The following is a 13034-nucleotide window of genomic DNA, read 5'->3' on the forward strand; positions in this document are numbered from 1 at the left end:
GGGCGTGCGGTGCCTGCTGGGAAGGGGCCGGTGGGGCATTTCGACCCGTCCCTGATGAGTCTCGCCACCGTACGGAAATAACCCACGTGGCGATGCCGCAAGCCCGACCGGACGGCAGGTGTGCCGCCATACAACACAACCGTGACGATGCGGATTCGCCCGACCACGACCACTCCGCACCCAGCACGCCGCCGGACCGCAGACGTTGGATCGCGCTCGCCGTGGTCCTCGTCGCGGGGTTCATCGATCTGCTGGATTCCACCATCGTCAATGTCGCGGTGCCGAGCATCCAGCGTGACCTCGGGGCGCAATACGCGCAGCTCGAATGGATCGTGGCGGGTTATGTGCTGGCGTTCGCGGCAGTCCTCATCACCGGTGGCAGGCTCGGCGACATCTACGGCCGCCGCCGGGTGTTCCTGACGGGCGTTGCGGGGTTCACCATCGCCTCGGCGCTGTGCGGCATCGCCGTCAGCCCCGGCATGCTCATCGTCTCGCGGTTTCTCCAGGGCGCAAGCGCGGGGCTGATGGTGCCGCAGATCCTCGCCATCATCCACGTCACATTCCCGCGCGAAGAGCGCGGCCGGGTGTTGGGCATCTTCGGCGCCGTGGTCGGATCGGCGGCAGTGGTCGGGCCGACCGTCGGTGGTGTGCTCGTCGACTGGAATGTGTTCGACCTCCAGTGGCGGCCGATCTTTCTGGTCAACGTCCCGGTCGGTATCGCGGCCGTCGTGGCGGCCCTGTTCGTGGTGCGCGAATCGAGGTCCGCGACCGCTCCGAAGCTCAACCTCGTCGGCGCCACCCTCGCCACGGCCGCGATCGCGATGCTTGTGTACCCGCTCACCGAGGGGCGCCGATTCGGCTGGCCGGCCTGGACTTTCGTCATGATGGCCGGCGCGGTCGCGATGCTTGCGGTCCTTGTCGTCCACGAGAACCGGCGAACCCGGACGATCGGTTCACCGCTGATCGTGCTCGGATTGTTCCGGCGGCGGTCGTTCTCGATCGGCAGTGCGCTCTGGCTGATCTTCTGGATCGCGCTCGGTGGCTTCTTCCTCGTCTGGACGCTCTACATGCAGGTCGGCCTCGGCTGGTCGCCGCTGCGGGCCGGTCTGACCTTCGGCGTGTTCGCTGTCGGCGCTGCGGCGGCGGCAGGCATCTCCGTGGAGGTGCTCGTACCCCGGTACGGGCGGCGAGTGCTGATGGCGGGAGCACTGCTCAATGCGACGGGCTTCGCCGGCTACGTGTGGGCCGCGTGGCAGTATGGTACCGCGATCACCTCGTGGGAAATGATTGCGCCGCTGGCCATTTCGGGTCTCGGCTTCGGCCTGGTCGTCTCGCCGACCATCGATTTCGTGCTGGCCGAGGTCCCCAAGGACGACGCTGGTTCGGCGTCGGGTCTGCTGAACACCGCTCAGCAGCTCGGCATCGCACTCGGGGTCGCACTCGCCGGCGTGGTCTTCTTCGCCCAGCTCGACAGTGGTTCCGGCCGCGGCGTCGACGTGGTCGCACCCCGGGTCCGCACCGAATTCACCGCGGCCGGCCTGAACACACAAGCGCAGGCGCAGGTCCTCTCCGGCTTCCGGGCATGCGTGCACGACAGATCGGCCGGTACCAACCCCACCGAGACCCCTGCGAGCTGCCAGGCGATTCAGGGTCCGTCCACCCAGCCCGGAAAGCCCGATCGGGTCGCCGAAATCCTCAGCGACGCAGGCAAAAAGGCCAGCGCCGAGAACTTCTCCCGCACGTTCGGGCTCACGCTGTGGTGGGGCGTAGGAATTCTCGCCGCCGTCTTCGCGGGATTCTTCGCGGTGCCGCGACGCGCAGAACACCACGATCCGAACGATCTCTGACTATCGAACTTCCTTGTAGCAGCGGGCTCGGACGGTGTCTCCTCATGTCGCCGTGCTTCGTTCGCCGCGTGCCGGATCCGGTTGCGCGGCACGATGTCCGGCCGTGATCGACGAGTTGTCGCGCCGCCCGGTGGTGCTCGACGAACCAACCAACGCGGCCTTCGGAATCTGCCTGAGCTGCAAGATCTATCGAATGATCGCGGGCGGTGATCGATGCGGCGTCAGTGTGAGCGAAACCGTGGGTGTTTCGGCCGCCGACACCAACTTGCCGGGAGTGCGGCCGCACGACCTCTGCCGGAGTGCCGTGCGAAGGGGCATCATCCCGCGAGTTGTCCTGCGATCGGACCAGTCGCCGTGCCGGCGCTCGACCGCCTGTCGATGACGATCACTTCGGCGACCATCGGTGTCCGCGCCCGCGGGCTGGGGACCGTCGACGATTCCTTGCACCCGATGCGGGCGTGCAGCCGGCGCAATGGTCGTGGCGCCCACCAGTTCAGGTCGCCGGCGATGCGCATGAAGGCCGGGACCAGGACGCCGCGGATCAAAGTGGCGTCGACGAGGACGGCCAGTGCGGTGCCGATACCGAACATCTGCATGAACGACAGGCCGGTCGCGAACGACAGCAGTGTCACGGTGAGCAGGGCCGCCGCGCTGCTGACGATGCGGCCGACGCGGCCGAGGCCCTCGATGGTGGCCGTAGTGGTGTCCGCGCCGGCGTCGTGGGCCTCCTTGATGCGGCCGAGCAGAAAGATCTCGTAGTCCACCGAGAGGCTGAAAGCGATGCAGCACAGCAGCACCACCATCGCGATGTTGAGCGGTGCCGGAGTGAAACCGAGCAGCCCGGCCAGGTGACCGTCCTGGAACACCCAGACCAGGGCGCCCAGCACGGCCGAGAGCATGAAGATGTTCAGTATCAGCGCCTTGATGGGCACCACGATGCTCCCGGTGAACAGGAACAGCAACACCAGCGTCGCTCCCGCCATGATGGCCAGCGCCGGAGCCAGCCGGCCGGTGATCGCGGCGCGGCTGTCGATCAGCGACGCCGTCGGCCCGCCCACCGAATGGTCCCCCGGTAGTGCGCGAATCGCGCGCACCACAGCCTGCGAAGCCGGGCTCTGGACGGTCGTCGACGGCTGCACCTCTACGAATCCGGTTGTCCCTGAAAGGAATCGGGCGGCGGCCGGCCCGGGTGCGGTCACCAGCACGCCACCCTCGTACCGCCCGAAGGCGCCGTCGACGTGGCGGACGCCGGGCAGGGTCGAGACCTGCCGGGCGAGCGGTTCCAGCGCTTGCGGGTCGTGCTCGGACAGCACGGTGACGGCGTTGGACATGTCGGCCGGGTAGTCGTCGCGGATCGATGCCGTGACCTGCCGGGCAGCGGAGTCGGCCGGCAGCGCCCGCTCGTCCGATGTCGCGAACTGTGCGTGCGCGAACGGGATTCCCATCAGGAGCAGCAGCGCCATGACTCCCAGCGCGGCCCGCAGCGGCCGGCGCGTGACGGCCATCGCGGTGCGCCGCCAGAATCGCGACGGCTGCGCCAGCCGATCCCGGCGGCGGCGCAATGCCAGAGCATCGACGCGGGTTCCGAGCAGGCTCATCAGCGCCGGCAGGACGACGACCGCGGCCAGCGCGGCCAGCAGCACCACCACGATCGCGGCGATACCGACCGACCGCAGGAAAGACGTGGGAAACACCAGCATCCCGGCCATGGCGACGGTGACGGTGGCCGCGCTGAACAGGATCGTGCGCCCGGCTGTCGTGACAGCCTCCACGACAGCCTGTTCCGGCTCGTGACCGCGTTGTCGTTCCTCGCGGAATCTCGACACCGTCAGCAGGCCGAAATCGATGGCCAGCCCGAGTCCGAAGGCGGTGGCGACGGTGAGCGCGTACACCGACACCTCGGTGACGTGGGCCAGCCAGAAGAGCACCCCGGTCGTGGACACGATCGAGACGACGCCCACCGTCAGCGGCAGCAGCGCGGCCATCACACCGCCGAACACCACGATCAGCAGGAGCAGGGTCGCGGGCAGTGCGATCGATTCGGAGAGGACGAGATCGCGGTGCACCCGGCTCTCGATATCGTTGGTCAGGCCGAGCTTGCCGCCGGCCCGCACCTCGATCGCCGGGTCGTCGGCGGGCAGGTCGTCGACGACCCGTTTGGTGATCTGGGCCGCCGCTTCCGGGCTGCCGTTCGGGTGCAGCAGTACCAATCCGGACCGGCCGTCCGCGCTGCGCAACTCCGGCGTACCGGTGGACCAGTACGAGCCCACGACCGCCACGTCCGGTTCCGCGGCGATCTTCTGTGTCAATCGCTGTGCGGCCGTTGCCACTTCGGGGCTGCCGACATTGCCGTCCCGCGCGGTCACCTGCAGGATCAGATCGGGGGAGCCGCCGAACCGGGTGTCGAGGACGTTCTGGACATGGGCGGACTCCGAGTGCGGATCGTCGAATCCGCCGACCTTCAAATGCTGGGACACCCCGGCTCCCATCAGGCCCGCGAGCACGAGGACGACGGTGGTGAGGGCGAGGACCAGCCGGGGGTGGGCGACGGTGGCGGTGGCAAGGCGTCTCAACATGGCAGGCTCGCTTCGGATCGGGTGTACCGGCGCAGCAACTGCCGTAGGTGCCGGAACAGAAGTTCCTTGTGTTCGGTGAGGTAGAAGTGATCGCCCGGAAGAATCCGCACCTCGTGGAAGCCGGTGGTGCATCCTGCCCAGGCGGCCAGGTCGAGTTCGCCGGCCAGCGGATCGGCGTCGCCACCGAAGACGTGGATCGGGCAGGGCAACGGTGGCCCGGCGGCCTGGGGGTCGCTTGCGCACAGACGCAGATCGTCACGGGTCGTCGCGACCAGATCGCCCAGCAGCGCGGGAAATTCGAGCAGTTCTGCGGGCAGGCCGCCGAGGTCGGTGAGCAGCCGGATCAATGCCGGGTCGTCGAGGGGGTCGGTCAGCGACAACGCCATCGGCAGCGGGGGAGCGGCATACCCGGACAGCAGCAGCGCCCGGGGAGTGGTTCGCCCGCTGTGCCGGCGGCGGCAGGCCAACCGGTAGGCGATCAGAGCGCCCATGCTGTGCCCGAAGAACAGGTGCGGTTCGGTGAGGAACTCGTCCAGCTGATCGTCGAGCTCCGCGAGCAGTGCCTCGATATCGGTGAAGCGGGCTTCTGCGGCGCGGCGCTCGCGGCCGGGCAGCAGCACCGGCCAGACCGTCGCGTGCGGGTGCAGCGCGCGCTGCCATCCGTGGAACAGCGAGGCGCCGCCGCCGGCGTGATGGAAACAGAACAACCTCAGGCCCTGCTCGTCGGCGGGCCGAATCAGATACCGGCTCATGGCAATGCGGCCAATTCCTCGGCCAGTACCCGTACGGTGTGCCGGATCTGCGCCTCGGTGTGGCACACCGTGACGAAGAACCGCAGCCGGGCCAGGTTCTCGGGCACGGCCGGGTACAGGATCGGATTGACGTTGATTCCGCGCCGCAGCAGCGCATTCGACAGTGCCAGCGTCTTCATCGAATCACCGACGATGCACGGGATCACGGGCGTGGCGAAGCTGTCGCCGGTGTCGATGCCGGCCTTCCTGGCGAGTTTCAGGAACAGCTCCGACCGGCTCCGCAGCTGCTCGAGCAGTGCGGGCTGGGACCGCAGCTGCCGAAGCGCCGCCAGCGATGCCGCGGCGTTGGGCGGGGTGATGCCGACGCTGTAGATGAAGCCGGGCGTGGTGTATTTGAGGAATCGGATGAGCTCGGCGCTACCCGCCACGTACCCACCGCACCCGGCGAGCGCCTTGGACATGGTGCCCGACCACAGCTCCACATCGGCACGGTCGACGCCGAAATGCTCGCCGATGCCGGCGCCGGTCGCTCCGAGCACTCCGATGCTGTGCGCCTCGTCGATCATGAGCAGCGCGCGGTGCTTCTTCTTCACCGCGATGAGCGCGGGCAGATCCGGGATGTCACCGTCCTGGCTGTAGATGCCCTCGATGACGACGAGCACTCGCCGGTATTGATGCCGTATCTCGGTGAGCAGGCGGTCGAGTGCCTCGTGGTCGTTGTGCGGGAAGGGCCGCCGGGTGGCGCCGGAGAGCTTGCAGCCCTGCAGAATACTGTCGTGCGCCAGGCTGTCGTGCACGATCAGGTCACCCTCCCCGACGATGTGCCCGATCACCGTGACATTGGTGGCGTGCCCGCTGACCATCGCGAGCGCATCCTCGGTGCCCAGCAGGGCGGCGAGTTCTCGCTCGAGTTCGGCATGAATCGGTTTCTCGCCGGACAGCAGCCGGCTGGCCGAGCACGAGCTGCCGTACCGCGCGACCGCATCCTGGACCGCCGACACGACGGCGGGATGTCCCGACAGGCCGAGGTAGTTGTAGCTGGAGAAGTTCAGCACCTCGCGGCCTTCGATCACCGACGTGTCCTGGGTGATTCCGTCGTTGACGAGGAAGTAGGGGTTGGACATGCCCAGGGACTCGGCCAGCGCGATACGCTCCGAGATCGCCTTGACCTCGGGGAAATCCGCGATGCGATGCTGGGGTTCGACGGCCGGTCGTGGCTCGGCAACCGGTTCGGGTAGGTATTGCTCTCCACGGTGACGGGCGACGAGTGCGGCCACATCGCCGAGAGTCGTTGCGGGGGTGTACCAATTCGGCTCGATGACCAGTCCCGGGAACTTCCTGGCGAGGCCGCCGAACAGATCGGCGATCATGATCGAATCGAATCCCAGGTCGCCGCTGAGGGTTTGGATGGTGCTCACCGTGTCTGCCGGAAATCCGCTGACCCGAGCGACTTCGGCGCGGACGGCGGCCGAGATGGCCGGACCCTGCTCCACGGGGGTGGGCTGTACTCGCATTTCCGGTGTGGCCGAAGTGTTCCGGGCCGCGGCCGCGAGGACGGCGGCCTGCTCCCGGAAGAGCTCGATCAGGTGATCCATGGTGGTGTCCGTCGTGTGTCGTGTTGTCGGAGTGGGTGTTTCGGTGCTGGGCGCGGGAGCATCCACCTGCGTCCAGAAGCGGTGGTTGGTGGCGAACTCGTAGCCGCCGATGCGGTGCCGCACCCGGGCGGCGGGCTCGTAGAGGACGTCCCAGTCCGGGTTCAGACCGTCGCGATACAGCGCCGCGACCGTCGAGTCGAGCTCGTGACCGGTCGCATCCGGTCCCGGGCAGGGCACCTGGGTCGGCAGGTCGAGCCCGGCGTGGGCGCGCCGGACCATCGGGGCCAGCGTGCGCCGGGGACCCACTTCCACGAGGTGGGTGGGCTCGGCCCGCAACGCAGCCGCCGCGGCATCGGCGAACCGCACCGTGGCCTCGACGTGGTCCACCCAGTAGGCGGCGTCCATCGGCTCGTCGGCGTCGAGCAGGCGTCCGCGCACGCTCGAATAGATCGGGATTTCGGGCCGGCGGTAGTGGCATTCGCCGGCCACCTCGGCGAAGGCGTCGAGCATCGGCTGCATCAGCGGCGAGTGGAATCCGTGCGAGACAGTGAGCGGACGCGCGGTGATCCCGAGGTCGGTGAGCACCGCACCGATCCGTCCGACGCCGTCGGCGGCACCGGACAGCACCAGCTCCCGTGGACCGTTCACCGCGGCCACCGCGACACGGGGCTCGGCGGCGATCAACTCGGCGAGCTCGGAGGTCGTGCCGCGGACCGCGAGCATCGTTCCACCGTCGGGCAGCTGCTGCATGAACCGGCCGCGAGCGCAGACCAGCCGGCATGCGTCGGCCAGGCCGAAGACTCCGGCGACCGCGGCGGCCGCGTATTCGCCGACACTGTGGCCGAGCAGCCAGGCCGGCTCGACGCCGAGGTCGGTGAGCACCCGGGCCAGCGCGTACTCGACCGCGAAGATCGCCGGCTGCGCGAACTCGGTCCGGTGCACGAGATCGCTTCCGCTGAGCAGCAGTTCGGTCACCGAACGGTGCAGGTGCGGTGCCAGCTGTGCGTCCACCTCGGCGAGCGCCCGCCGGTAGGCAGGACTGCGCTCGTGCAGTGCGCGCGACATCCCGGGATACTGCGAGCCCTGGCCGGTGAACAGCCAGCCGATCGACAATGGCTGCGCGACACCGGAATCGGGTCCCGTGCCCGAGGCGAACGCCCGCAGCGCCGACACCGCCTCCGTCCGGTCGCCGACCGCGAACGCCAGCCGATGCCGGCCGGAGGACTTCACGAGATTGCTCGACCAGCACAGCCGATTCAGGGCGGCGGGATCGTGGTCGATGTGCTCGGCGAGCCGGGCGGCATTGCGCCGCAGACCATCCCGATCGTTCGAGGAGACGGTGAGCACGCCGCCGCCGTCGGTCGCCGCCGGAACGCTGGTCGCGGGAGCGCCGGCCAGCAGCATGTGCGCATTGGTCCCGCCCATGCCGAAGCTGCTGACGGCGCCGTGAATCGGGCCGTCCGGCAACGGCATCGGCTCGTGCAGCAGTCGCAGCCCGTGGGCGGCCAGCCGCAGCCGCGGATTCTCGTCGGCGGCGAACCTGGTGGGCGGGACGACGCGGTGGCGCAGGCTGAGGACCACCTTGATCAGGCCCGCGATGCCGGCCGCGCCCTCGGTGTGGCCGAGGTTGCCCTTGATCGACCCGATCGCGCACGGCTGCGGCCGCTCGACCGCGTGCACCGTGCCCAGCGCCTTGGCCTCGATCATGTCGCCGAGAACCGTTCCCGTGCCGTGTGCCTCGACGAAGGCGACCTGCTCCGCGGACACGCCGGCGCGCCGGTAGGCCTCGGCGATCACCTGCTGCTGTGCCCAGCGATTGGGCGCGGTGATGCCGTTGCTGCGCCCGTCGTTGTTCACCGCACTGCCCTTGATCACCGCGTGGATCGGCAGACCCTCGGCCAGGGCGTCGGCGAGCCGCCGCAGCACCACCACCGCGACACCCTCGCCGCGGCCGATGCCGTCGGCCTTGCCGCTGAACGGCTTGCACCGCCCGTCCGGGGCCGACAGGCCGGCCTGGGTGTAGAAGACATTGAGCGCGGGCGTGACGGTGATGTTCACCCCGGCGGCGAGAGCCTGATCGCATTCCCCTGCCGACAGGGCGACGCACGCCTGGTGCACCGCGACCAGCGAGGACGAGCAGGCGGTGTCGATGGCCAGACTCGGGCCCTTCAGGTCCAGCTGATAGGAGATCCGATTCGCGGTCATGAAATAGCCGTTACCCGAACCCATTTGGGGCGTGATGCGCGTGTAGTCGCGCATGTGCACGGTCGCCCATTCGTTGGCCATGACGCCGACGAAGACACCGGTATTCGACCCGGACTGGCGGCGGGGGTCGAGGGTGGCGTCCTCGAACGCCCGCCAGGCGGCCTGCAGCAGCAGCCGCTGCTGCGGATCCATCGCCTGCGCCTCGCGCGGCGCGATGCCGAAGAACTCGAGGTCGAATGCGTCGGCATCGCAAAGGAATCCGCCATTGAGGTTGTTGACCGATCCCGGTCCGCCCGCCGGATCGTGGAATTCGCCTGCTCGCCAGCGTTGCTCGGGCACCTCGGTGACGGCATCGGCGCCGGTCATCAGCAACGCCCACAACGCTTCGGCATTCGGCGCCTGCGGGAACCGGCAGTCGAGGCCGACGATCGCGATATCGCTCATGCTGTGTCCATCGGGCATGCGCGGCGGCTCTGCGTGGTCACGCTGCGCAAGCGCGGGGAGGCGGAGCGGCGCCTCCGAGCCTTGACCGCTCATGCCGCCGACTCACGGTGCAGGACAGCCTCGTTCGCGATGAATCCGGCCAGTTCGGCGATCGTCGGATGGTCGAACACGACGGTGGCGTCGAGTTCGAGATCCCATTCGTCCTCGACCTCGCCGCACAGGCTCACCGCGGATACGGAGTCCAGGCCGAGTTCGGCCAGCGGCAGCGTGGTGTCGACGCTGTAGGCGGGCTGGTCCAGATAGCCGGCGACCCGCTCGACGAGCCACTCGATGATCGGGGCTGCCGCGCCGGCAGCCGTGTGCGTGTGCATCGTGGTGATCCCCTTGTGGTTTCGGCTGTCGGATCAGCCGAGGGTGGCCAGGGCGCTGGTGCGCAGCTGTTGGACGGACGGTTCGATCTGTTCGTGCAGCACCGAGTCGATGGTGCTGTCGAAGAAGGCCGCTCGCATGGAGCTGCGCTGCACCTTGCCGCTGGTCGTGCGGTGCACGCTGCGGTGCTCCACCAGCACCACATTCGGCGCCGGCAGGTCGAACGCCGCCGCCACGGTGGCGCGGATGCGGGTTGCCAGTTCGGCGGGGGTCGATTCGCCCAATGCGGTGGTCCGCACGCCCTGGATCAGCAGCAACCGCTCCTGCCGGCCGGTTTCCACGGCCAGCGCGACTCCCAGTGAGTCGGTGAGTGCCGGGTGCTCCGCGCGGACGGCTTCCTCGATGTCGTGGGGGTACAGATTGCGGCCGTTGACGATGATCACGTCCTTCAGCCGGCCGGTCACGAAGACTTCGCCGTCATGGATCGCGCCGAGGTCGCCGGTGCGCAGGTACGGTCCCTGCCCGGCGATGCGCGCACCGAACGTCTCGCGAGTCTCTTCCGGTCGGTTCCAATAGCCCTGTGCCACACTGTCTCCGGCGATCCAGATCTCGCCGACCCGACCATCGGGCAGCGCCTGCAGGGTGTGCGGATCCACGATCCGGATCTCCATTCCCGGTACCGCCGGCCCGTTACCGACCAGGCGGGTTCCATGCTCGGCCGGCACCAGCCGGTGGGCTTCGAGCTGAGCTGGATCGACGGTCAGATACTCGAGCGGGCGCCCGGGCGGGCGGATGGACCCGATCAGCGTCGCCTCGGCCATGCCGTAGCCGGGGGTGAAGATGTCGGCGGCGAATCCCGCCGGAGCCAGCCGCTCGATCACCGTCTCGAGGGTCCGTGGCCGGATCGGTTCGGCACCGACGAGCGCCCCCCACAGCGACGACAGGTCGAGCTCCGCCAACTGCGCGTCGCTCACGCGCCGGGCGATCAGGTCATAGGCGAAGTTCGGCGCGACAGTGGCGCGGGCGCGGTAGCGGTGGATGGCCTCGAGCATGCTCACCGGTCGCTTGAGGAACGTCATCGGTGACATGAACGCCAAGTTCGCGCCGTGGTAGATCGGCTGCAGCAGCATGCCGATCAATCCCATGTCGTGGAAGTGCGGCAGCCATCCGACCGTGGTGTCGAGATCGGTGGCGCCGAGGGCCGTGCTGGTGGCGGCCGCATTGTGCACGAGATTGCGGTGGGTGACCACCACACCCTTGGGCTCACTGGTGGAGCCTGAGGTGTACTGCAGGAATGCGACTGTGCCGGAATCGATCTCGGGCATCGCCCAGGTCTCCGGATCACCGAGCTCGGCGGTGTCGGTCGCGGCCACCGACACCTGCACGCCCGCCTCGCGAGTCCAGGCGGCGAGCGGATCCCGAATCTCACCGGTCGTGAGCACCAGACCGGTCCCGGTGTCGGCGAATATCCCCGCCACGCGCTGCATGCTGCGCGCATCGTGCGGAACCGGGGCAGGTACCGCGATCACGCCCGCGTAGAGGCAGCCGAGGAAGGCCCGCAGGAATTCGAGTCCGGGGGGATAAAGCAGCAGCACCGGCCGGTCGGCCTCCGGGCGTTGTGACAGCCAGACCGCCATCGCCCGGGCATCGCGGTCGAGTTCGCGATAGCTCGCCGGCTGCTCGATCAATTCGCGGCCCTGCTCGCGCAGATACGTGTAGCGCCGAGTGTCGCCATAGGTAGCGGCCTGCTCGCGAATGTGCGCGACGAAGGTGGACTGCATTCGTGAACTCCCGGGATTTGATTCGTGTACCAGATGCGACAGATTTGCTGGCATTTGTCGCACCACTTGGAAAAGAATCTTCCGGGTCGGCGGTTGCGCCGAATAGCCACCAAAGGTGGAGACCACCTTCACCCCCCGGGCCACATTCCCGCCGGAGGGGCCTTGTTAGGCGGCAGATACCCTGGCGGGCATGGAGCGGTAGGCGTGCAGGTTTCGCAGGGGATGCGGGATCGGCGGGCCGTCCAGGCGCAGATCCGGATACCGCTCGAAAAGGGCTCGCAGCGCGATGGCGCCTTCCAGCCGGGCGAGCCGGGCTCCCAGACAGCCGTGTATCCCGCTGCTGAACGCGAGATGCTCCGCGGCGTTGTCCCTGGTCACATCGAATTGCTCGGGGTCGGGGAAGACGGTGGGATCGTGGTTTGCTCCGGCCAATGACAGCAGGACCAGGGAACCCGATCTGATGTGCTGTTGATCGATATCGACGTCACAGTTCGCGACCCGGCCGGTCATCCGCACGGGACCGTCGTAGCGCAGAACTTCCTCGACCGCGTTCGGCCACAGCTCCGGCCTCTCGGCCAGCAGTTCCAACTGGTCCGGATGGCTTGTCAGCAAGGCGATCCCGTTGCCGAGCATGTTCACCGTCGTCAAGAATCCGGCATCCAGGAGCAGGGCCGCATTGGCCACCTGCTCGCGGCGGGTGAGTTCGTCATTCGCGACCAGCATGCTGAGCACGTCATCGCGCGGCTCGGCGGTGAGCCGATCGAGGTGCTGGTCGAAGTACTGTTTGACTTCGGCCAGGTCTTTGACGGCGTCGCGATAGGTGGCCCAGTCCAGGCCTCGTTCGAGCAGCGGCGCACCCGAGTCTCCCCATTTCAGCAGGGTCGAATGCATGTCCTCCGGCAACCCGAGAATTTCGGCGATGATCGTGACCGGCATCTGCGCGGAAAAATCGCTGATCAGATCGGGTCGGGGATTCGAATCCAGGCGGTCGATCAGGTCATCGGCCACTGCGGCGACTCGTTCCTCCAGCGTCGCGATCGCCTTCGGCCCGAATGCGTGCCCGACCATGCGCCGGTACCGGGTGTGATCCGGCGGATCGGTCACCAGCATCGAGGGCGGTTCTCCGATGTTGGGAAGTCCCGGATCCGTCTTGGCCAGCATCCAGCGGATCGGCTTCGGCAGGGCTGGATGATTGGGCGAGACCACGCCGAAGCGCCGGTCTCGGAGGACGAGCCGGCAGATTTCGTAATCCGCGGTGATGTACACCCCCGACATCCGGGGAATCCGGCCCTGCCGCCGGATGTCCTCGATATACGGCGATGAGCCGAGCAAGCTGTCCGGGTGGAGGGCGAGATTCCCCAGCGGCTCACCACGACGCGCCGACCACCGGAGGTAGGTCCGCAGGAAGCCGTGCATGAGCAGCCACCGAGTCCATGTGCGAGTCAACATCGTCACCTCTCACCCC

At 68.2% G+C, this 13034-nt stretch carries 7 protein-coding genes; 1 reads left to right on the plus strand and 6 read right to left on the minus strand.

Annotated features, from left to right (window positions below):
• Positions 1 to 92 precede the first annotated feature (92 nt).
• Entirely contained in the window at positions 93 to 1847 is a 1755-nt protein-coding gene (locus ABZV44_RS37065) for an MFS transporter (protein WP_354847188.1), read from the plus strand.
• A 317-nt stretch (positions 1848 to 2164) separates the two neighbouring features.
• On the opposite strand, the gene ABZV44_RS37070 is transcribed toward ABZV44_RS37065, so the two are convergent.
• From ABZV44_RS37070 to ABZV44_RS37095, 6 genes are all read right to left on the minus strand, one after another.
• Positions 2165 to 4423, minus strand: a complete 2259-nt coding sequence (locus tag ABZV44_RS37070; RefSeq protein ID WP_354847191.1) for an MMPL family transporter — start codon at positions 4421 to 4423, stop codon at positions 2165 to 2167.
• Complete coding sequence (locus ABZV44_RS37075; protein WP_354847194.1) at positions 4417 to 5175, minus strand: alpha/beta fold hydrolase; 759 nt, start codon at positions 5173 to 5175, stop codon at positions 4417 to 4419. Before ABZV44_RS37075 ends, ABZV44_RS37070 begins: the two co-directional genes overlap by 7 nt.
• Positions 5172 to 9419 carry an aminotransferase class I/II-fold pyridoxal phosphate-dependent enzyme gene (locus ABZV44_RS37080; protein WP_354847197.1) on the minus strand — a complete coding sequence of 1416 codons (4248 nt, stop codon included), beginning with the start codon at positions 9417 to 9419 and terminating at the stop codon, positions 5172 to 5174. The genes ABZV44_RS37075 and ABZV44_RS37080 overlap by 4 nt, the downstream gene beginning before the upstream one ends.
• 89 nt (positions 9420 to 9508) lie before the next feature.
• The gene (locus tag ABZV44_RS37085; protein ID WP_354847200.1) at positions 9509 to 9790 is read right to left on the minus strand and encodes an acyl carrier protein; all 282 of its coding nucleotides are present in this window, start codon (positions 9788 to 9790) and stop codon (positions 9509 to 9511) included.
• A 33-nt stretch (positions 9791 to 9823) separates the two neighbouring features.
• Positions 9824 to 11569 (minus strand): fatty acyl-AMP ligase, encoded by a 1746-nt coding sequence (locus tag ABZV44_RS37090; RefSeq protein ID WP_354847202.1) that lies wholly within the window; start codon positions 11567 to 11569, stop codon positions 9824 to 9826.
• A gap of 165 nt (positions 11570 to 11734) precedes the next feature.
• Positions 11735 to 13015 (minus strand): cytochrome P450, encoded by a 1281-nt coding sequence (locus ABZV44_RS37095; RefSeq protein ID WP_354847204.1) that lies wholly within the window; start codon positions 13013 to 13015, stop codon positions 11735 to 11737.
• Between the last annotated feature and the right edge of the window lie 19 nt (positions 13016 to 13034).

Source organism: Nocardia sp. NPDC004860 (assembly GCF_040609015.1).
GTDB lineage: Bacteria > Actinomycetota > Actinomycetes > Mycobacteriales > Mycobacteriaceae > Nocardia.